General features: G+C 69.0%; 18 protein-coding genes, 2 pseudogenes and 1 riboswitch. Of the genes and pseudogenes, 14 read left to right on the top strand and 6 right to left on the bottom strand.

Going from position 1 to position 21112, the window contains the following annotated elements:
• Nucleotides 1-124 precede the first annotated feature (124 nt).
• Nucleotides 125-406: a hypothetical protein gene (locus OG349_RS10620; protein ID WP_327234377.1), complete on the top strand. Its 282-nt coding sequence runs from the start codon at nucleotides 125-127 to the stop codon at nucleotides 404-406.
• Nucleotides 407-541: 135 nt separating this feature from the next.
• A pseudogene (locus OG349_RS10615) lies at nucleotides 542-703 on the top strand (IS5/IS1182 family transposase); the annotation flags it as partial.
• An 11-nt stretch (nucleotides 704-714) separates the two neighbouring features.
• Here OG349_RS10615 and OG349_RS10610 read toward each other — a convergent pair.
• Nucleotides 715-1532 (bottom strand): IS5 family transposase gene (locus tag OG349_RS10610; protein WP_327234376.1). Its coding sequence is split into 2 segments (ribosomal slippage): nucleotides 715-1184 and nucleotides 1184-1532, totalling 819 coding nucleotides; the frame shifts between segments, so codons are not numbered across the junction.
• Nucleotides 1533-1622: 90 nt separating this feature from the next.
• Between OG349_RS10610 and OG349_RS10605 the strand changes: the two genes are divergently transcribed.
• Complete coding sequence (locus OG349_RS10605) at nucleotides 1623-2069, top strand: hypothetical protein (RefSeq protein WP_327234375.1); 447 nt, start codon at nucleotides 1623-1625, stop codon at nucleotides 2067-2069.
• Nucleotides 2070-2109: 40 nt separating this feature from the next.
• A pseudogene (locus tag OG349_RS10600) lies at nucleotides 2110-3032 on the top strand (transposase family protein).
• A 519-nt stretch (nucleotides 3033-3551) separates the two neighbouring features.
• Here OG349_RS10600 and OG349_RS10595 read toward each other — a convergent pair.
• The 4 genes from OG349_RS10595 to gcvT all read right to left on the bottom strand — a co-directional run bounded on the left by OG349_RS10595 (nucleotide 3552) and on the right by gcvT (nucleotide 8079).
• The gene (locus OG349_RS10595; protein WP_327234374.1) at nucleotides 3552-4934 is read right to left on the bottom strand and encodes an L-serine ammonia-lyase; all 1383 of its coding nucleotides are present in this window, start codon (nucleotides 4932-4934) and stop codon (nucleotides 3552-3554) included.
• 191 nt (nucleotides 4935-5125) lie between these two features.
• Nucleotides 5126-6394, bottom strand: a complete 1269-nt coding sequence (gene glyA / locus OG349_RS10590) for a serine hydroxymethyltransferase (RefSeq protein WP_161311766.1) — start codon at nucleotides 6392-6394, stop codon at nucleotides 5126-5128.
• A gap of 17 nt (nucleotides 6395-6411) precedes the next feature.
• The gene (gene gcvH, locus OG349_RS10585; RefSeq protein ID WP_327234373.1) at nucleotides 6412-6789 is read right to left on the bottom strand and encodes a glycine cleavage system protein GcvH; all 378 of its coding nucleotides are present in this window, start codon (nucleotides 6787-6789) and stop codon (nucleotides 6412-6414) included.
• Nucleotides 6790-6942: 153 nt separating this feature from the next.
• Entirely contained in the window at nucleotides 6943-8079 is a 1137-nt protein-coding gene (gene gcvT, locus OG349_RS10580) for a glycine cleavage system aminomethyltransferase GcvT (RefSeq protein WP_327234372.1), read from the bottom strand.
• A gap of 169 nt (nucleotides 8080-8248) precedes the next feature.
• A riboswitch (glycine riboswitch) is annotated at nucleotides 8249-8347 on the bottom strand.
• Nucleotides 8348-8553: 206 nt separating this feature from the next.
• On the opposite strand from gcvT, the gene OG349_RS10575 reads away from it, so the two are divergent.
• The 10 genes from OG349_RS10575 (at nucleotide 8554) to OG349_RS10530 (ending at nucleotide 20355) form a co-directional block, all read left to right on the top strand.
• On the top strand, nucleotides 8554-9282 hold the full coding sequence (locus OG349_RS10575) for an AAA family ATPase (protein WP_327234371.1): 729 nt from the start codon (nucleotides 8554-8556) through the stop codon (nucleotides 9280-9282).
• Nucleotides 9283-9371: 89 nt separating this feature from the next.
• Nucleotides 9372-10106, top strand: a complete 735-nt coding sequence (locus OG349_RS10570; RefSeq protein ID WP_327234370.1) for an enhanced serine sensitivity protein SseB — start codon at nucleotides 9372-9374, stop codon at nucleotides 10104-10106.
• A 156-nt stretch (nucleotides 10107-10262) separates the two neighbouring features.
• Entirely contained in the window at nucleotides 10263-11048 is a 786-nt protein-coding gene (locus OG349_RS10565; protein ID WP_327234369.1) for an enhanced serine sensitivity protein SseB C-terminal domain-containing protein, read from the top strand.
• 487 nt (nucleotides 11049-11535) lie between these two features.
• Nucleotides 11536-12537 carry an ABC transporter permease gene (locus tag OG349_RS10560; RefSeq protein ID WP_161309848.1) on the top strand — a complete coding sequence of 334 codons (1002 nt, stop codon included), beginning with the start codon at nucleotides 11536-11538 and terminating at the stop codon, nucleotides 12535-12537.
• A 64-nt stretch (nucleotides 12538-12601) separates the two neighbouring features.
• A complete protein-coding gene (locus tag OG349_RS10555) occupies nucleotides 12602-14383 on the top strand; it encodes an ABC transporter substrate-binding protein (protein WP_327234368.1) in 1782 nt (593 codons plus the stop codon).
• A 116-nt stretch (nucleotides 14384-14499) separates the two neighbouring features.
• Entirely contained in the window at nucleotides 14500-15498 is a 999-nt protein-coding gene (locus tag OG349_RS10550) for an ABC transporter permease (protein WP_161309850.1), read from the top strand.
• Entirely contained in the window at nucleotides 15495-16595 is a 1101-nt protein-coding gene (locus tag OG349_RS10545; RefSeq protein ID WP_327234367.1) for an ABC transporter ATP-binding protein, read from the top strand. The genes OG349_RS10550 and OG349_RS10545 overlap by 4 nt, the downstream gene beginning before the upstream one ends.
• Nucleotides 16592-17806, top strand: a complete 1215-nt coding sequence (locus tag OG349_RS10540; RefSeq protein WP_327234366.1) for an ABC transporter ATP-binding protein — start codon at nucleotides 16592-16594, stop codon at nucleotides 17804-17806. The genes OG349_RS10545 and OG349_RS10540 overlap by 4 nt, the downstream gene beginning before the upstream one ends.
• 88 nt (nucleotides 17807-17894) lie before the next feature.
• Nucleotides 17895-18548 (top strand): trimeric intracellular cation channel family protein, encoded by a 654-nt coding sequence (locus tag OG349_RS10535; protein WP_327234365.1) that lies wholly within the window; start codon nucleotides 17895-17897, stop codon nucleotides 18546-18548.
• A gap of 643 nt (nucleotides 18549-19191) precedes the next feature.
• Nucleotides 19192-20355 carry a cysteine desulfurase family protein gene (locus OG349_RS10530; RefSeq protein WP_327234364.1) on the top strand — a complete coding sequence of 388 codons (1164 nt, stop codon included), beginning with the start codon at nucleotides 19192-19194 and terminating at the stop codon, nucleotides 20353-20355.
• Here OG349_RS10530 and OG349_RS10525 read toward each other — a convergent pair.
• On the bottom strand, nucleotides 20352-21086 hold the full coding sequence (locus tag OG349_RS10525; RefSeq protein WP_327234363.1) for an N-acetylmuramoyl-L-alanine amidase: 735 nt from the start codon (nucleotides 21084-21086) through the stop codon (nucleotides 20352-20354). The genes OG349_RS10530 and OG349_RS10525 overlap by 4 nt on opposite strands.
• Nucleotides 21087-21112: the final 26 nt, after the last annotated feature.

The following is a 21112-nucleotide window of genomic DNA, read 5'->3' as shown; positions in this document are numbered from 1 at the left end:
CCGCTGAGTCCTGAGAACTCGACCGGCCCACCAGGGACCCGGATCCTCTCCGTATCGTTCGTCAGGTGCGAACGGGATCCGGGTCCCCTTTGCAGAACGCGATAGAACGAAAGGCGTTACAACGATGGCTGGACCCACCACGGTCTACCTGCTGTGGCATGTACACCACCGTGCCGAAGAGGACGGCGTGATCCGGCACTTCGCCGAACCTGACGACTACTGGTCCGACGAAGAGGAGGGTGACGACCCCAAACACCTCGGCACCTATTCGAGCCGCGAGGCCGCTCAGGGGCGTATCGAGCGGGCCCGAAAGCTCCCCGGGTTCGCCGACGAACCCGACTGCTTCTACATCCAGGAGTCCGTCCTCGACGAGGACGAATGGCCCGATGGATTCGTGGAGGCATAGTGCAGTCCCTTCGCCGTCACTGAGCCCTTTTCAAGCTGGTGGTGCTGAAGGCGAGTTGGACTGTGCTGCGTCACGACGAAGCTCCTGGTAGACGGGTCCTCGACCAAGATCACCCGTGTCCGCCAGGAGCTTCGCGTGTTTGTCCAGCCGTCCTCGATTGATCTGTCCAGCCGCACTTTGCGGTTCCTGACCGGGCAACTGACAGCCCGGCGGCAGGAGATCGGAACGCGGTGGCGGCGCCTTCCTGCCGGACATCAGGCCCTGCTCGCCCTGGCCCACCTGCGGTGCGGTGACACTTAGACCGTGTCCTATGTGGTGAGGGGGGCGAGTCGTTTGTAGCAGCAGATAGCGGGGGCGAGGCCGAGAAAGGCCAGGTAGTTGCGGGGGTAGCGTTCGTAACGGTGGTTGAGACGGCGGTAGCCGGTCAGCCAGGACATGGTGCGTTCGATGACCCATCGTCGGCGTCCTAACCGTTCGCTGGACTCGACGCCTTTGCGGGCGATGCGCACGCCGATGCGTGTGCCCCGTAGCCATTTTCGCAGGTGGGGGACGTCGTATGCCTTATCTGCGTGCAGGCGTTGGGGCTTGAAGTAGCGGCCGCGGTGGGGGTCGTGTCTCGTTTGGTGACCCTCGATCATGGGCTTCAGGGCGAGGCTGTCGTGGGTGTTTGCCGCGGAGAGGCCGACGAGGAGGGGCAGTCCGTTCGCGTCGGACAGGACGTGCATCTTGGAACCTGGCTTGCCCTGGTCCACGGGGCTCGGACCTGTGAGTTCGCCCCTTTTTTAGCCCTCACGTGGGCGGAGTCGAGCACGGCCCGTGACAGGTCGAGCAGGTCGGCGTCGTCCAATCGGTGCAGGATCTCCTCGTGCAGCCGGCCCCAGACGCCGGCTCTCGACCAGATCAGGAACCTGCGGTGAGCCGTGGACTTCGATATCCCGAAGCACGGTGGCAACGCCCGCCAGGCGCATCCGCTGACCAGGACGTAGATGATCGCCGCGAACAGCGTCTCATCAGGCGTGTCCTGCGTCCCGCCGCCCTGCGGCCGCACCTTCGACGGAGGGATCAGCGGCTCCGCGATCTCCCACAGTCCGTCCGGAACAATCCAACTCCACGTACCCCGCCCCATGCCCGACCCAACGAGCCAACCCCACATAGGACACGGTCTAACGACGTTGTGCGCGATTGAGGTCGGGCATCCGTAGCGGAGGATGGCCCTATGCATGCTCTTTTCGATAAACCCGAAGTCCGTCGGGTCTCGCGAGGCGAGTACCCCTTGTGGGACGAGGCTCTCGCGGTCCTCAACCAGGACTTGGCCGTGACTCTTCCTGAGCAGGGACCTCTGCAACTGCTGGCCCAGCCTTCCTACGAGGCGGGCGAGCCGGAGTATGTCTACGTTGCCCTGGCCAACGGCGAGTGGCACGGCAGTCATCTGTACCCAAAGACGGCAGAAGACTCTGCTCATGCCTTGGCGATCGTCGCCGACGCCGCGCAGGAAACCGTCGCTGAGCGTCTGTGGCAGGCGTGGCCCCTGTGTGTCGAACACAACCTGGGCATGCATACGCGCGACGTGGAGGGGCTGCTCTCCTGGTGGTGCGCCGGGAGGCGGTCGGAGGGCGGGCCGGGCCACATCTGTGCGGCCGTGGGCGCGCTCGACACCTTCTGAGCGCCGTGACGTGAAGGGGCCTGTCGGGTTGGATGTTGATGTGACGCTATACCTTGGTCGCACGGCCTTGTCCCACCCCGTCTTCACCGGCCTTCAGCTCCGTCGACTCGGTGCGCTGGTCGGCGAGTTGGCTCATGCGTGGATGGCCTCTGAGGGGGCCGACTACACAACCGCAGGGGTCGCGACCGTTTGCGAGCCGCCGGGGCCGGCCCGAACCATCAGTTGGTGTTCACCGACCGGATCATCATCACCCTGGTCGTCCTGCGGTTACAGCTTCCTCACGCAGCTCTGGCTGTGCTCTACGGCGTGGACCGCTCCACGATCACCCGCGCCGTCCATGAGATCCGTCCGCTGTTGGCTGCCCGGGGCTTCGCTGTGCCAGGACGCCTCGACCTGCGGCTTCGCACGTTGGAGGACGTATTCGCCTACGCGGCGGCCGAAGGCGTGGAACTGAGGTTGGACGGCACCGAGGTCCGGGTGCGCCGCCCCGGGGCGAACAGGCCAGGACGGCGCGCGTTCGTCTCGGGGAAGATGCGGCAGAACACCAAGAAGACCACCGTCGTCACCGACGAGCCGGGCCGCACCCTTTGGGCTGGCGCGTTCCGGCCCGGCCGCATGCACGACCAGACAGCGGTGAAGACCGCGGGCATCTGCGACTTGTTCGAGCGATACCCCGCGGTCAAGGCTAAAGTCGATGCCGGCTACCAGGGACTGGCCAAGCAGTTCCCCGACCAGATCCAGGCCCCGCCCCTGAAGCCGAAGAAGGACGCTCCGCCGGAAACCCTCGCGGCGTGGGATGCCGCCCGCCACCAGCAGTCATCAGAACGAATCCGCGTCGAGCACGCCAACGCCGAGCACAAGCAGTGGCGAACACTCCAGCGGTACCTCGGACGCCGCGAGTACTTCGACGAAAGCTACGCGGCGGTTGCCGGCCTGGTCTCCGACCGCACCGCCAAGAGGTGATCACCCACCCAACAACCCGCCAGGCCAACACGCCCCGACCTCAATCGCACACAACGTCGTAACTCCACACGTCGAGCCGGCCATCCACTGGAACAAGCCATACAGAAGACGCCCCTCATTGTCCCGTACAGATGCTCGGCCACCCGGAGAGCGACAGACCGTCTGCGAGTGCGGGGGCAGCCCGCGTGACGAAGTCTTCCCAGACGAGAGAGGACCTTGTGATGGGAACCATTCCGGACGCAGGGAGAACGCCCGGATCAGGTCCTATCCGCTACACGACTTCCAAGGACGCAACCCTGCCGAGGCGCCGTGAGCACAGTGACCGCGCGCCTCTTCGTGAGCTGGGAGATCCCGCTGTAGCACCTGGTTGAAGCCCGTCCGGCGGCCGGAATTCCAGGGACTTTTCAGGGACTTTCAGCTCTGTCAGAGGGACTTTTGAGGGACGATCCACCGCACAAACGGGGAAGCCTGTGACAGAGCTGAAAGACCCGAACCCACAGGTCAGCAGCCGCTATATGGTCAGCACTCGATGATGTTCACCGCGAGGCCGCCCCGGGCCGTTTCCTTGTACTTGACGGACATGTCGGCGCCCGTCTCCTTCATGGTCTTGATGACCTTGTCCAGGGAGACCTGGTGCCTGCCGTCGCCGCGCAGGGCCATCTTCGCCGCCGTGACGGCCTTCACGGCCGCCATGCCGTTGCGTTCGATGCACGGGATCTGGACCAGGCCGCCCACCGGGTCGCAGGTCAGGCCCAGGTTGTGTTCCATGCCGATCTCGGCGGCGTTCTCGACCTGTTCCGGGCTGCCGCCCAGCACCTCGGCCAGGGCGCCCGCGGCCATCGAGCAGGCCGAGCCGACCTCGCCCTGGCAGCCGACCTCGGCGCCGGAGATGGACGCGTTCTCCTTGAAGAGCATGCCGATGGCGCCCGCGGAGAGGAGGAAGCGGACGACGCTCTCGTCCTTCTCCGCCGCGCCGGCGCCGCCGGCCGCGAAGTTCATGTAGTAGTGCAGGACCGCCGGGATGATGCCCGCGGCGCCGTTGGTGGGGGCGGTGACGACCCGGCCGCCGGCGGCGTTCTCCTCGTTCACGGCCATCGCGTAGAGCGTGATCCACTCCATGGCGTGAGCCTGCGGGTCGCCGTCCGCGCGCAGCTGGCGCGCGGTGTTCGCGGCCCGCCTGCGGACCTTGAGACCGCCGGGCAGGATGCCCTCGCGGGACATGCCGCGCGAGACGCAGGCCTGCATGGCCCGCCAGATCTCCAGCAGCCCGGCCCTGATCTCGTCCTCCGTGCGCCAGGCCTTCTCGTTCTCCATCATCAGCGCGGAGATCGACAGGCCCGTCTCGCCGGCCAGCCGCAGCAGCTCGTCGCCGGTGCGGAAGGGGTGGGCGAGGACCGTGTCGTCCAGCTTGATGCGGTCCTCGCCGATCGCGTCGTCGTCCACGACGAAGCCGCCGCCCACCGAGTAGTACGTCTTCTCCAGGAGCAGGCCGCCGTCCGCGTCGTACGCGAGGACGGTCATGCCGTTCGCGTGGTACGGCAGGACCTCGCGGCGGTGCAGGACCAGGTCCTCGTCCACGTCGAAGGCGATCTCGTGCATGCCCAGCAGATTGAGCCGCCTGCCGCCGCGGATACGTTCCGCCTCGGCGTCCGCGCGCTCCACGTCGACCGTACGGGGGGAATTGCCCTCCAGGCCGAGGAGGACGGCCTTCGGGGTGCCGTGGCCGTGGCCGGTCGCGCCGAGGGAGCCGTACAGCTCCGCCCGGACCCTCGCGGTGTGGGCCAGGAGCCCCTCGTTCTTGAGCCGGCGGGCGAACATGCGCGCCGCGCGCATCGGGCCGACCGTGTGGGAACTGGACGGGCCGATACCGATCGAGAAGAGGTCGAAGACCGAGATGGCCACGGGAGGGACTCCTAGCTGGTTGGTAGACGCCGTTGTCTGCCGGGGTGGTGCAGAGGTCACGGGTGTACGGGGTGCGGGGCACCGCGCTCACGGTCCAGTGTGCGCGGTGCCTCACGAACGCGAGCCGTACGGAGAGCCGTACGGACGATGACGTTCCGGTGTGGCGATGAGGGCCCGGGCGGGGCCGGTGCCTACAGGCCGGGGTAGAGCGGGTGCTTCTCGGCCAGCGCGGTGACCCGCGCCGCCAGTGCCTCACGGTCGAAGTCGGGCTTGAGGGCGGCGGCGATGATCTCCGCGACCTCGGCGAAGTCCTCGGTGGTGAAACCGCGGGTCGCGAGCGCCGGGGTGCCGATCCGCAGGCCCGAGGTGACCATCGGGGGGCGCGGGTCGTTCGGGACGGCGTTGCGGTTGACCGTGATGCCGATGCCGTGGAGCCGGTCCTCGGCCTGCTGGCCGTCCAGCTCCGAGTTCCGCAGGTCGACCAGGACCAGGTGCACGTCCGTACCGCCGGACAGGACGGACACACCGTGCTCGGTGACGTCCGCCCGCACCAGGCGCTCGGCGAGGATCCGGGCGCCGTCCAGGGTGCGCTGCTGGCGCTCCTTGAACTCGTCCGAGGCCGCCACCTTGAAGGAGACCGCCTTGCCCGCGATGACGTGCTCCAGGGGGCCGCCCTGCTGACCGGGGAAGACCGCCGAGTTGATCTTCTTCGCCAGCTCCTGCGTGGAGAGGATCACTCCGCCGCGCGGGCCGCCGAGGGTCTTGTGCGTGGTCGTGGTGACGACGTGGGCGTGCGGCACCGGGTTCGGGTGCAGGCCCGCGGCGACCAGACCGGCGAAGTGCGCCATGTCGACCATCAGGTACGCGCCGACCTCGTCCGCGATCCGGCGGAAGGCCGCGAAGTCCAGCTGACGGGGGTACGCGGACCAGCCGGCCACGATCAGCTTCGGACGGGACTCCTTGGCGAGGCGCTCGACCTCGGCCATGTCGACCTGACCGGTCTCGGTGTCGACGTGGTACGCGACGACGTTGTAGAGCTTGCCCGAGAAGTTGATCTTCATGCCGTGGGTCAGGTGCCCGCCGTGGGCGAGGTTGAGACCCATGATCGTGTCGCCGGGGGAGAGCAGCGCGAACATCGCCGCCGCGTTCGCCTGCGCGCCGGAGTGCGGCTGCACGTTGGCGTGCTCGGCCCCGAACAGCTCCTTCACACGGTCGATCGCGATCTGCTCGATCACGTCGACGTGCTCGCAGCCGCCGTAGTAGCGGCGGCCGGGGTAGCCCTCGGCGTACTTGTTGGTCAGGACGGAGCCCTGGGCCTCCATGACGGCGACCGGAGCGAAGTTCTCCGAGGCGATCATTTCGAGCGTGGACTGCTGACGGTGGAGTTCGGCGTCGACAGCGGCGGCGACGTCCGGGTCGAGCTCGTGGAGCGGGGTGTTCAGAAGCGACTTCGAAGACATCACAGTCCCTGGGGTGTCTAGTTGCCGGAAAATTCCGTGTACTCGTCGGCGGTGAGCAGGTCTCCCGGCTCCTCCGTGACGCGCACCTTGAACAGCCAGCCACCCTCGAAGGGGGCGGTGTTCACCAGCGACGGGTCGTCCACGGCGTCCTGGTTGGTCTCCGTGACCTCACCGCTCACCGGCGAGTACAGATCGCTGACCGACTTCGTCGACTCCAGCTCACCGCAGGTCTCACCGGCGGTGACCGTGTCACCGACGTCGGGGAGCTGGACGTACACGACGTCACCGAGGGCGTTGGCCGCGAACTCCGTGATGCCGACGGTCGACACACCGTCCTCGGCGGCCGTCAGCCACTCGTGCTCCTTGCTGTAGCGCAGCTGCTGGGGGTTGCTCATGGGCTGAATTCTCCTGTACGAGGGGTAGTGGTCGGGACGGCCGTCTTGAGGATCGAGACGGGACGGGAGGGACGGGAGGGACGTTCTGGCCGCCCGGCCGGACCGGCCGGGCGGGACGGGCGTCGCGGGACTGTGACGTCCGAGACGTCCGTATCACTTCCGGCGCTTGTAGAACGGGAGCGCCACGACCTCGTACGGCTCGTGGGACCCGCGGATGTCGACCCCGACACCCGCCGTCCCCGGCCCGGCGTGCGAGGCGTCGACGTACGCGATGGCGATCGGCTTCCCCAGGGTGGGGGAGGGGGCGCCCGAGGTGACCTCGCCGACGACCTCCCCGCCCGCCACCACGGCGTACCCGGCGCGGGGGACGCGGCGGCCCTCGGCGACCAGGCCGACCAGCTTGCGCGGCGGGGCGGCGGCGGCGCGCTCGGCGGCGGCCTCCAGGGCCTTGCGCCCGACGAAGTCGCCTCCGTTGGAGGTCTTGTCGAACTTGACGACCCGGCCCAGGCCCGCGTCGAAGGGGGTGAGGGCCGTGGACAGCTCGTTGCCGTACAGCGGCATGCCCGCCTCCAGGCGGAGGGTGTCCCGGCAGGACAGCCCGCAGGGCACCAGGCCGACCGGGGCGCCGGCCTCCGTCAGCGCCTGCCAGAGCGTCTCCGCGTGCGCGGGATTGACGAACAGTTCAAAGCCGTCCTCGCCCGTGTAGCCCGTACGGGCGATGAGCGCGGGGACGCCCGCGACGGTGCCGGGCAGGCCCGCGTAGTACTTCAGGCCGTCCAGGTCGGCGTCCGTGAGCGACCGCAGGATGCCGGGGGACTCCGGACCCTGGACCGCCAGCAGCGCGTACGCGTCCCGGTCGTCCCGTACCTCCGCGTCGAAGCCCGCCGCGCGGGTGGTCAGCGCGTCCAGGACCGTCTGCGCGTTCGAGGCGTTGGCGACGATCATGTACTCGTCCTCGCCGAGGCGGTAGACGATCAGGTCGTCGAGAATCCCGCCGTCCTCCTGGCAGATCATCGTGTACCGGGCACGGCCGACGCCGACCGCGCCGATGTTGCCCACCAGCGCGTGGTCCAGCAGCTGGGCGGCCTGGGGCCCGGTGACGGTGATCTCGCCCATGTGCGAGAGGTCGAACAGACCGGCCTTCGTACGGACCGCGAGGTGTTCGTCGCGCTCGCTCCCGTACCGCAGGGGCATGTCCCAGCCCGCGAAGTCGGTCATGGTCGCGCCCAGCGCGCGGTGCACCGCGTCGAGGGCGGTGAGGCGGGGGGTGCTGCTCGGGGCAGAGTTCATGGTGGTGACTCCCAGGGCATGACGACGAGGACGGTCCTCCCCATCTGTCATCGGAACCTGAGAGGTTCACCACGACCGCACGGAACCACGGACGACTCTCCGTACGTGCTCACGGTCGTGACTTGCACCTTGGGTGGGACCGCGACGGCGGCCCGCTTTTCAGATCTGCCTCATCCACGCGGTACGGGGCCTGAGAGATTCAAGGGGAGAACTTGCTCCTTCGGCGCCCGGCGCACACGGTGAACCGGGACTCTCCCGCGCGGATTCAAACGGCCTGTATGCAGTTGGCGCCGTCATCATCGCACGCATCGTGGGCGCGTGGGGGAGGGAGTCCCTGAACATGGCGACGACCCGCCACGCCCCGTGAAAGGCTTGCGTGGCATTACCAATTCTTTACACTTTGTGGGGCAAGAGTCTGGCAGGGGTCGAGGGCCAGTCAAGGGCCAGGGTGTCCGACCTGACAGGGGGACGGCGATGACGTCGCAGGGGTCCGGTGCGTATGTGACAGCGACAGGGGTGGCGGCGACCGGGGTGGCGCCGGGGGCGGCGGGCGTATCGGCGTCCGGATTGCCCGTCCAGCCCGGAGTGACGGCCGCCCGGGACGTCCCGGCGCGGTCCGCGCCGGTGGTCCGCGATCTGCGCGGCCGCGACGGCAGGGTGCCGGGCACCCTCCACTTCGCGGCGGGGGACGTCGTGGTCGTCTCCGGGCTGCCGGGCAGCGGCAAGTCCACGCTGATACGGAGGACGGCGGCCGGCGGTGGCATCGACTCCCAGGACACCAGGGACCGCTGGGCGCGCCGGCTGCCCCGATCCGTGCCGTACGCCATTTACCGCCCGCTGGTGCGCGTCGCCCACTACGCCGGGCTGTGGCGCGCGCTGCGCTCCGGCGAGAGCGTGGTCGTGCACGACTGCGGTACGCAGACCTGGGTACGGCGCTGGCTGGCCCGCGACGCCCGCGTGCGCGGCCGCCGCCTCCACCTCGTCCTGCTGGACGTCACGCCCGGGGTGGCCCGCGCGGGCCAGCGCGAACGCGGCCGGGGCGTCTCGGGGTACGCGTTCGCCCGCCACCGGCGCGCGGTCCGCCGCCTTCTCAAGGACGCCGAGTCGGGCCGCCTCCCGGGGGGCTGCGCCTCGGCGACCCTGCTGGACAGGCCGGCGGCCAGGACCCTGTCCGCCATCACGTTCACGGGCGGTCCGCCCTGACGCGCTCCGGGCGGTACGCCCTGATGCACTCCGACCAGAGGCCTTAGGGTGCTGCGGCAGGCAAGCAGGTGAGTGGAGGGGTGGAGCGCGTGGACACAGCATGGCCCGGCAACGAGCTCGAAGAGGTGCTCGCGGCCTCGCTCGGGAACGACGCCGCGGGCGGACGGCTCGTGGAGGTGCTCGGGCGCAGCCAGGTCTGGGTGCCGCTGCCCCAGGGCGGCGGCCCCGACAGCCAGAGTCTCGATCTGCCCACGATGGAGATCGAAGGCGCCCCGTACGTCCCGGTGTTCAGCTCCGAGCAGCAGTTCATGGGGTGCGTCGGCGCCCACATGCCCTTCACCGTGGCCCCGGCGCGCGAGTTCGCGCGCGGGCTGCCCCCGCAGCTCGGGATCGTCCTGAACCCCGGCGGCGCGGTCGGCATGCCGCTGCCGCCGCTCGCCGTCGCCGAGCTGTGCCGGGTGGGCCGCACCCCGCTCGACGGCCCCGCCACCGGCGGCCGGGTCCGGCTCTTCCAGCCGGACTGGCAGGAGGACCCGGTCGACTTCCTCGCCGCGGCCTCCGCCGAGTTCGAGGCGTCCGGGGTCGTGGTCTCCGCCCGCCGCGCCCTCGCCAGTGTCGAGGCCGAGCCGCCCGTGCTCTTCGTGGGCGTCCAGCTCGCCTCCTGGGAGGCCACGGACCGCAACGCGCCGATGGACGCGCTGGGCCGCGCGCTGGGCCGGGTCCAGGTGCCCTGGCCGGTCAACCTCGTCCTCCTGGACATGACGCAGGACCCGGTCGGCGCCTGGATGCTGGCGCGCGTGCGGCCGTTCTACCAGCGCGGGTAGGGGCGAGCCGGGCGTACGGGCAGGTGCGCCCCGGGACGCGCGGACACGCGGTCGGGTCACTGTCGGCGGCGGCACCTAAGCTGGTTTCATGACGGGCCGCGCCGCGTTGCGGGGGGAGACGGTCGAATGGTGGATCGAAGAGGGGCGGGACCCAGGGTGAGCGCGTCAGGTACCGCGGCGGCCGGCCGGGCCGAGCAGCTGCTCCGCCAGGTGACGCCAGGACGCTACGACGCGTACGAGGCGCTGCTCCAGGCCCTGGCGGAGGACCGGGTCTGGATGCTCCTCTGGCAGGGCCGCGCGGGCTCGCCCGACGCCCAGTACGGCAACATGCAGGTGGAGGGCCTCGGTTACGCGCCCTGTGTGACCTCCGCCCAGGAGCTGGCCGTCAGCGGCTGGACCCGTACGCACGAAGTGGTCACCGGCCGCGACATCGCCCGCGTCCTGTATCCGGACCGCTGGGGGATCTGGCTCAATCCGCACACCCCCGGCGGCGGCGTCGGCATCCCCTGGCTCGACCTGCGCCGGATCGCCACCGGCCTCGACCGGATGCCCGCGGGACCGCTGCGGCTGTCCGAGCCGGCCGTCGAGATCCCGCAGTTCTACGCCCAGCTCACCCAGAACGCGCACCGCACCCCCGCGGTCCGGGCGCTGCGCCGCGCCTGGGTCCAGCCGGCGCTCGGCGCCCCGTACCTGGCCATCGGCCTGGACCTGTACGACACGAGCCCGGCCTCCGTCGACTCCGTACGGACGATGATGCGGCAGTCGGTCGGCGCGGTCCCGGAGGGGCTGCCCGTCTCGACGGTGGCGATGTCCGACGAGTACGACCCGGTGACGATGTGGCTGCGGGCCAACACCCGGCCCTTCTACGACCGTGAGGCGCACGCGTCCCCGGCCCCGGCGACGGGGTACGGATATCCGCCGCCCGCGTCCCGCGGCTACTGACCGTCCGGCGCTCACTCAGCGTCGCGCGCTCACTGAGACGGAGCGCTCCGCACAGAGCGTGCACACTACATCCACCCGTGTCCGGCAAAACGGATATAGCGGGCGGGGAATCGGCTCGGACGCGCGTAGAGCCGCCCGGGTCGTGAGCTTGAGAGCGGAATGTCCACTCTTCGCCGGAAGGTGGGGTATTGGCGCGCTTGATGGTCATATCGCCGTCAATGACAGTCGTCCGCCCATGGTTACCCGCAGTCCGGATAACGGAACACCTCTAACAGCATCACGGTTAGGCATCCATTCCCCTGGGGGGCTGGCGGGTGATCACAGCGGCAATGAAGACTCCCCGCATGCATGGCCTTTCGGGCCTGTGTGCGAGTAGCTCGGCCCGCGTGACGGAGTCAGACCACTGCTCGCGCTGCTTAAGGGAACGGGCCGCTACAGCGGCAAGTGCGGGCCGGTCACCGCCGGTTGAGAGAGGGTTTCTGCCACGATGACGGCACCATTGCACGAGCCGACCACCGAAACGGCCCCGAGCGCGACTGAAGAAGTCGCCGCCGTTGCGGGGAAGTCGGTCCAGGGGCGTTCCCTCAGCCGGATCGCCTGGGGGCGCCTGAAGCGGGACAAACTGGCTCTCGCCGGCGGCACCGTCGTGCTTCTGCTGATCCTGGTCGCGATCCTCGCGCCCCTGATCACCCACCTGGCAGGGCAGTCGCCCGACGACTACCACGAAGACCTGATCGACCCTCTCTTCTCGACCCCGACGGGATCCTTCGGCGGCATCAGCGGCGACCACTGGTTCGGCGTCGAGCCGGTCAACGGCCGCGACATCTTCGCCCGGATCGTCTACGGCGCCCAGGTCTCGCTGCTGGTCGGCTTCCTCTCCGCCCTCGTCGCGGTGGTCTTCGGCACGATCCTCGGCGTCCTCGCCGGCTACTTCGGCGGCTGGCTGGACTCGCTCATCAGCCGCGTGATGGACATGCTGCTCTCGTTCCCGCAGCTGCTGTTCATCATCGCGCTCGTCTCCGTCATGCCGAACGACATGCTCGGCCTGAGCGGCAGCGGTGTGCGGCTCCTGGTGATGATCCTGGTGATCGGCTTCTTCGGCTGGCCGTACGTCGGCCGTGTCGTCCGCGGCCAGACGCTCTCCCTGCGCGAGCGGGAGTACGTCGAGGCGGCCCGCAGCCTCGGTGCCGGGCAGACGTACATCCTGTTCAAGGAGCTGCTGCCCAACATCATCGCGCCGATCATCGTCTACACCACGATGATGATCCCCACGAACATCCTGACCGAGGCGGCCCTGAGCTTCCTGGGTGTAGGGGTGAAGCCCCCCACCGCTTCATGGGGGCAGATGCTCTCCTCCGCGGTGAGCTATTACGACTCGGACCCGATGTACATGATCATTCCGGGTCTGGCCATCTTCATCACCGTGCTCTCCTTCAACCTCTTCGGCGACGGCGTGCGTGACGCGCTCGACCCGAAGGGTTCGCGCTGAACTGCGGTACATCAAAGCCCGTCCATTCCACACGGGCAGTTACTCACACGGAGGATCCGAGATCGTGACATCCCTACGCACCAGAGGTCGGCGCAAGCAGGTCTTCGCCGCTGCGTTCGTGTCCGCGGCACTGCTGGGCACCGCGGCGTGCGGCGGCGGCAGCGACTCGAAGGACGAGGGCGGCAAGAGTGCCGCCGCCGGCTTCGACGCGGGCAACAACAAGATCGCCAACCCTTCCGCCAAGAAGGGCGGCACGCTCAAGTTCGCGAGCGTCCAGGACACCGACTCCTGGGACACCACGCGCGCCTACTACGGCGTCGTGTGGAACTTCATGCGGTACTACAGCCGCCAGCTGGTGACCAACAAGGCGGAGCCGGGCAAGCCCGGCGCCGAGGTCACCCCGGACCTGGCGACGGGCCTGGCGAAGGTCTCCCCCGACGGGAAGACCTACACGTACACCCTGCGTGACGGCATCACCTGGGAGGATGGCAAGACCATCACCTCCGAGGACGTCAAGTACGGCATCGAGCGCCAGTGGGCGCAGGACGTGCTGTCCGGCGGTCCGGTCTACCTGAAGGACGTCCTGGACCCGAAGGGCACGTACAAGGGCCCGTACAAGGACACGTCCAAGGACGGCCTGAAGGCCATCGAGACGCCGGACCCGAAGACGATCATCTTCCACCTGCCGACGCCGAACTCGGACTTCCAGGAGATGCTCGCCCTGACCTCCTCGTCCCCGGTCCGCAAGGACAAGGACACCAAGTCCAAGTACGGTCTGCACCCGTTCTCCTCGGGCCCGTACAAGTTCGAGTCCTACACGCCCAACAAGGGCACGGTGCTCGTCCGTAACACCGCCTGGAAGCAGTCCTCGGACCCGGTCCGCAAGGCGCTCCCGGACAAGATCACGATCACGCTCTTCACCAACGCGGACGAGATGGACAACCGTCTCCTCGCGGGCGACTACGACCTGGACTTCTCGCAGACCGGTCTCTCCCCGCAGGCGCGCATCAAGGCGCTCAAGGAGCACAAGAACAACCTGGACAACCCGGTCTCGGGCTACATCCGGTACGCCGTGTTCCCGCAGAGCGTGAAGCCGTTCGACAACATCCACTGCCGCAAGGCGGTCATCTACGGGGCCGACCACAAGTCGATCCAGACCGCGCGTGGCGGCCCGCTCGCGGGCGGCGACATCGGCACGAACATGCTGCCCCCGTCGGTCCCCGGCTCCGAGGGCCAGAAGTACGACCCGTACAACGTGCTCGCGAACGACGGTACCGGCGACATCGCGAAGGCCAAGGAAGAGCTCAAGGCCTGCGGTCAGCCCAACGGCTTCAAGACCACCATCGCGGTCCGTAACAACAAGCCCGTCGAGGTCGCCAGCGCCCAGTCGCTCCAGGCGTCGCTGAAGAAGATCGGCATCACCGCCGAGCTCGACCAGTACGACGGTGCGCAGACCTCGGGCATCATCGGTAACCCGACGATCGTCAACAAGAAGAACTACGGCATCATCATCATGGGCTGGGGCCCCGACTTCCCGTCGGTCCAGGGCTATGGCGTGCCGCTGTGGGACAGCAAGTACATCCTGCCCAGCGCCAACAACAACTTCGCGCTGATCAAGGACCCGAAGATCGACGCCAACTTCGACAAGTTCACCACCGAGCTCGACCCCGCGAAGAAGGCCTCCATCGCGACCGAGATCAACCACCAGGTGAGCGAGGGCGCGTACTACCTGCCCTTCACCTTCGAGAAGTTCATCAACTGGCGTTCCAGCCGGCTGACCAACGTCTACACGACGGACGGGTACAGCGGTAACTACGACTTCACCAGCCTGGGCGTTGTGAAGTAACCACCACCGGTACACCCGCCGTACGGCACGAAAGGCAGGTGAAGGCCGGCGTGGCGTGATCGCGGGCCACCGGACGAACTCCGGTGGCCCGCGGTCCCGCCGCAGGGCCGAGAGCAGTGCTCGCATACCTCATCAGGCGGCTCATGGCCGTCGCAGTGATGCTGGTGGTCATCATGTTGGTGGTCTTCTGCATCTTTTTCCTTGTCCCCAAGTGGGCGGGCGTCGACCCGGCCACGATGTACGTGGGCAAGACGTCCGACGCCGCGGCCGTGGAGGCCATCCGGCAGAAGCTCCAACTGGGCGACCCGATCTTCGTCCAGCTCTGGGAGTTCTTCAAGGGCATTTTTGTCGGGCGCACCTACTCGGCTGGCGGCGACGTCACCAACTGTGCCGCTCCCTGCTTCGGTTACTCGTTCCGCAGCGAGCAGGCCATCTGGCCGGTGCTCACCGACCGTCTGCCGGTGACCCTGGCGCTGGCGCTCGGTGCGGCCGTCCTGTGGCTGGTCTTCGGCCTCGCGGCGGGTGTGCTGTCGGCGCTCAAGCGCGGTTCCTTCTGGGACCGCGGCGCGATGCTCGTCGCGCTGAGCGGCGTCTCGCTCCCCATCTACTTCACCGGTCTGCTCTCGCTGGCGATCTTCCACTACAGCCTGGGCTGGCTGGACGCCTCGTACGTACCCCTGGCGGACAGCTTCACCGGATGGTTCGGCGGCATGATCCTGCCCTGGGTCACGCTCGCCTTCCTGTACGCGGCGATGTACGCCCGTATCACCAGAGCCACCATGCTGGAGGTGATGGGTGAGGACTACATCCGCACCGCCAGGGCCAAGGGCCTGAGCGAACCCGTCGTCATCGGCAAGCACGCCATGCGCTCCACGATGACGCCGATCCTCACCCTGCTCGGCATGGACCTCGGCGCCCTCATCGGCGGCGCGATCCTCACCGAGACGACCTTCAGCCTTCCCGGCCTCGGCCAGGCCGTGCTCAAGGCGATCAACGACCGGGACCTGCCGGTGATCCTGGGCGTCACGCTGATCACGTCCCTCGCGGTGATTCTCGCGAACCTGGCCGTGGACATCCTGTACGCCGTGATCGACCCTCGAGTGAGGCTCGCATGACCGACCTGAGCAGGACGGGCTCCGCCATCGGCGAGCCCGTCGCCGGGGGCACCCGCCCCTCCGAGGCCTTTCTCGACGTACGAGACCTCCGCGTCCACTTCCCCACGGACGACGGTCTCGTCAAGTCGGTCGACGGGCTCAGCTTCCAGCTGGAGAAGGGCAAGACCCTCGGCATCGTCGGCGAGTCCGGCTCCGGGAAGTCCGTCACCTCGATGGGCATCATGGGGCTGCACACCACCGGGCAGTACGGGAAGCGCAAGGCACAGGTCTCCGGAGAGATCTGGCTGAACGGCGAGGAACTGCTCACCGCCTCACCGGACCGGGTGCGCAAGCTCCGCGGCCGGGACATGGCGATGATCTTCCAGGACCCGCTGTCGGCCCTGCACCCGTACTACACCATCGGCAAGCAGATCATCGAGGCCTACCAGGTCCACCACAAGGTGGACAAGAAGGCCGCGCGCCGCCGCGCCATCGAGATGCTCGACCGCGTCGGCATCCCGCAGCCCGACAAGCGGGTGGACTCCTACCCGCACGAGTTCTCGGGCGGTATGCGGCAGCGCGCGATGATCGCGATGTCGCTGGTCAACAACCCCGACCTGCTGATCGCCGACGAGCCGACCACGGCTCTCGACGTGACGGTCCAGGCCCAGATCCTGGACCTGATCCGCGACCTCCAGAAGGAGTTCGGCTCCGCGGTCATCATCATCACGCACGACCTGGGCGTCGTCGCCGAACTGGCCGACGACATCCTCGTGATGTACGGCGGCCGGTGCATCGAGCGCGGGCCCGCCGAGAAGGTCTTCTACGAGCCCCGGCACCCCTACACCTGGGGTCTGCTCGGTTCCATGCCGCGCATCGACAGGGAACAGACCGAGCGCCTCATCCCGGTCAAGGGCTCCCCGCCCTCCCTGATCAACATGCCGACGGGCTGCGCCTTCAACCCGCGCTGCCCGTACGCCGACGTACCCAAGGGCAACATCACCCGCACCACGCGGCCCGAGTTGACCCAGGTCGAGAGCGGGCACTGGGCGGCCTGTCACATGTCGGAGCAGGACCGGGACCGCATCTGGACCGAAGAGATTGCGCCCAAGCTGTGAGCGAGGACAAAGACGTGACGATTCCCGCCCAGAGCGCCGGCGCCGGCCTCCTGACCAAGGACCCCGCCCCGGGCGAGACCCTGCTCAAGGTCACCGGGCTCCAGAAGCACTTCCCCATCAGGAAGGGCCTCCTCCAGCGCCAGGTCGGCTCGGTCAAGGCCGTCGACGGCATCGACTTCGACGTGCGCGCCGGTGAGACGCTGGGCGTGGTGGGCGAGTCGGGCTGCGGCAAGTCGACCATGGGCCGGCTGATCACGCGCCTGCTGGAACCGACCGGCGGTCAGATCGAGTTCCAGGGCCGTGACATCTCGCACCTGGGCGTGCGCGGGATGCGCCCGATGCGGCGCGACGTCCAGATGATCTTCCAGGACCCCTACTCGTCGCTGAACCCGCGGCACACGATCGGCACGATCGTGTCCGCGCCGTTCAAGCTCCAGGGCGTGGAGCCCGAGGGCGGCGTCAAGAAGAAGGTCCAGGGACTGCTGGAGCTGGTGGGGCTCAGCCCCGAGCACTACAACCGGTACCCGCACGAGTTCTCCGGCGGCCAGCGCCAGCGCATCGGCATCGCCCGCGCGCTCGCGCTCAACCCCAAGCTCGTCGTCGCCGACGAGCCGGTGTCCGCGCTGGACGTGTCGATCCAGGCGCAGGTGGTCAACCTGCTGGACGACCTCCAGGACGAGCTGGGCCTGACGTACGTGATCATCGCCCACGACCTGTCGGTCATCCGGCACGTCTCGGACCGGATCGCGGTCATGTACCTCGGCAAGATCGTGGAACTGGCGGACCGTGAGTCGCTGTACGCGGCTCCGATGCACCCGTACACGAAGGCCCTGATGTCCGCGGTGCCCGTGCCGGACCCGCGGCGGCGCGGTGCGAAGAGCGACCGCATCCTGCTCAAGGGCGACGTGCCGTCGCCGATCTCGCCGCCGACCGGGTGCCGCTTCCACACGCGGTGCTGGAAGGCGACGGAGATCTGCAAGACGATCGACCCGCCGATGCAGCTGCTGAAGCCGGGCCAGCAGGTGGCGTGCCACCATCCGGAGAACGCGCCGGATCAGGCGCCGCAGGACACGGTGCTGCTGTCCGCCGCGCGGGACGCGATCGAGCTGGTGACGCCGAAGGCGTCGGAGCCGTCGGAGCCCGCTGCTCCCGGGACCGGTCCCGAGGCGTCTTCCGAGGCGGGCGGGGCGCAGGGCACCACCAAGGAGTAGGCCCGAGGCGAGGCCGAGAGCAGGCGGCGAAGAGGCGGGCCGGGAGCCTCCTGGTACCCCGGCCCGGGGCGCCCGGCACAATGACCGGGTGCTCCACGACCTCATCACCCCCTCCGTCCAGCACGCCCTGGACCTCGCCGGGATCTTCGTCTTCGCGATATCCGGCGCCCTGCTCGCCGTCCGGAAGAACTTCGACGTCTTCGGCATGGCCGTGCTCGCCGAGGTCACCGCGCTGGGCGGGGGCCTGCTGCGCGACCTGGTCATCGGGGCGGTGCCGCCGGCGGCCTTCACCGATCTCGGCTACTTCTCCACCCCGCTGGTGGCGACCGCGCTGGTGTTCTTCCTACATCCGCAGGTGGAGCGGATCCAGGGTGCGGTGAACGTCTTCGACGCGGCGGGGCTCGGACTCTTCTGTGTCACCGGTACGACGAAAGCGTACGACTACGGCCTCGGCCTGACCGCGTCGGCGGCGCTGGGGCTGGCGACGGCGGTCGGTGGCGGTGTCCTGCGGGACGTCCTGGCCAACGAGGTGCCGTCGCTGCTGCGGTGGGACCGCGATCTGTATGCCGTGCCGGCGATGGTGGGGGCGGCGGTGGTGGCGTTGTGCATACGCTTCGACGCGCTGAACGGGGTGACGAGTGGGGGCGCGGTGGTGATCGCGTTTGTGCTCCGGCTTCTGGCGATGCGGTTTCACTGGCGTGCGCCGCGAGCGTTGCGGCCGGTGGTGGGTGCGGGTTCCTGATTGTCCTCAAGCGCCGGACGGGCTGGTTTGTGGCGTCTGCCCGGTGCGTTTGGTTGCGCTTACTGATGTCCTCAATCGCCGGACGGGCTTGGGTTTGTCGTGGTGACGGGGGGCGGGGCCTGCGGAGGTACGTATGTCCGGACTGCATGTTTTACGGCGCCTCAGGAGCTCCGGACATTCACGGTAGCCATGCGCCACAAAACACGCTTTACGTCCGGACACACGCACCTCCTCCGACCCCACCCCCCTCACGCCGGACGGGAGACGCAACGACTCCCCGCCTGGGGTGGGCCGGGTAGTAACGCGGGCGTGGAAGGGGGACGGGCAGGGGTCGTGTCCGGAACGTAGAGCGTGTTTTGTGTCGCGTGGCTACCGGTGAACAAAGCAAGTGCCCGAACGCGACGTAAAACATGCAGTGCAGGACACGACCCCTGCCCGGCCCCCGGCGACAACCCGCACCATGGCCACCGGCCCGCAGCGGGCACAACCAAGCCCGTCCGGCGATTGAGGACAATCAGTAAGCCGCACCCGCCCGCACCGGGCAGACGCCACAAACAAAGCCGGTCCGGCGATTGAGGACAACACGAACCGCAACGGACCCCCGCGCCGCCCGGCGGTAACGGCTCGTAGAATCGGGGACATCATGGCTTACCTCGACCACGCCGCGACCACCCCGATGCTGCCAGAGGCGATCGACGCGATGACCGCCCAGCTCGGCCTCGCCGGCAACGCGTCCTCGCTCCACGCCCCCGGCCGCCGCGCCCGCCGTACCGTCGAGGAGGCCCGCGAGGCGCTCGCGGAGGCTCTGGGCGCGCGGCCCAGCGAGGTGGTCTTCACCTCGGGCGGCACGGAGGCCGACAACCTCGCGGTGAAGGGTCTCTACTGGGCCCGCCGCGACGCGGACCCGGCCAGGACACGCGTGCTCGCCAGCCCCGTGGAACACCACGCCGTCCTCGACGCCGTCGACTGGCTCGGCACGCACGAGGGCGCGACCGTCGAGTACCTGCCGGTCGACGCGTACGGCAGGGTCCGCCCCGAGACGCTGCGCGAGGCGATCGCGCGTGACCCCGACGACGTGGCCCTCGCCACCGTCATGTGGGCCAACAACGAGATCGGCACCCTCACCGACGTACCCGAACTGGCCCAGATCGCCGCGGAGTTCGGCATCCCGCTGCACTCCGACGCCGTCCAGGCCTTCGGCCAGACCGAGGTGGACTTCGGCGCGTCGGGGCTCGCCGCGATGACCGTCTCCGGTCACAAGATCGGTGGCCCGTACGGCATCGGCGCGCTCCTGCTGGGCCGGGAGTACACCCCCGTGCCCGTCCTGCACGGCGGCGGTCAGGAACGCCGTGTGCGCTCCGGCACCCTCGACGTGCCGGCCATCGCCGCCTTCGCCGTCGCGGGCCGGCTCGCCGCCGAGGGGCGCGCGGACTTCGCCCGGGAGATCGGCGCCCTGCGGGACGAACTGGTCGACGCGGTACGGAAGTCCGTCCCCGACGCGGTCCTCGGCGGCGACCCCGTCGACCGCCTCCCCGCCAACGCGCACTTCAGCTTCCCCGGTTGCGAGGGCGACTCGCTGCTCCTCCTGCTCGACGCCCAGGGCATCGCCTGCTCGACGGGCTCCGCGTGCACGGCGGGAATCGCCCAGCCCAGCCACGTCCTGCTGGCCACCGGCTCCGATCCCGACCTGGCGCGCGGCACCCTGCGCTTCTCGCTCGGCCACACGTCGACCCGCGAGGACGTCGAGGCGCTCGCGGCGGCGATCGGGCCGGCGGTCGAGCGGGCCAGGAGCGCGGGCCTCAGCTAGGCCTTCCGGGTGCGTGCCGGGGTCGGTGGGGACGTCGGTGTCGGCGGCACGTCGGGCGCGTCCCTTGCCTCCCTTACCAGCTTCAAGTAGCGGCCCCAGTCCCAGTGGGGGCCCGGGTCCGTGTGGTCCGTGCCCGGGACCTCCACGTGGCCGATGATGTGCCGGCGGTCCACCGGTATCCCGTACCGCTCGCATATCTGCGCCGTCAGCCTCGCCGACGAGCGGTACATCGCCGTCGTGAACGAATCCCTGTCGTCCACGAACCCTTCGTGCTCGATGCCGATGGACCGTTCGTTGTACGACCGGTTCCCCGCGTGGAACCCCACGTCCAGCTCGCGGATCATCTGCGCCACATGACCGTCCTTGCGCACCACGTAGTGCGCGGCGGCCGCGTGACCCGGGTCCCGGAAGACCTTCAGCGCCGTCGCGTAACTGCCCTGGACGACATGGATCACCACCCGGTCCACGCGGTAGTCGTCGGGGCGGTCCGCCCGCCGCCAGTTCGCCGAGGAGGCCGCGACCCACTCCGCCGCCGCGTAGTCCAGCTCGCCCTCCTTGCGCGGCTTCTCGATGCCGGGCACCCGCCACCAGTACGGCGCCAGCCTGTCCCGCGCCAGGACGCCCGCGCCCAGCACCGCGGCCGCGCCGCCGATCAGCACCGCCCGCCGCCCGGGTCTGCCGCTGCCCTCGCCGGTCCCGCCCGCACGCCGGCTGCCCTTTTTCTCGCCCATGTGATCGTCAACGCATACTCACGCGA

It is taken from the genome of Streptomyces sp. NBC_01317 (genome assembly GCF_035961655.1).
Taxonomy (GTDB): Bacteria; Actinomycetota; Actinomycetes; order Streptomycetales; family Streptomycetaceae; genus Streptomyces.
This window is presented reverse-complemented; position numbering and strand designations above follow the sequence as displayed.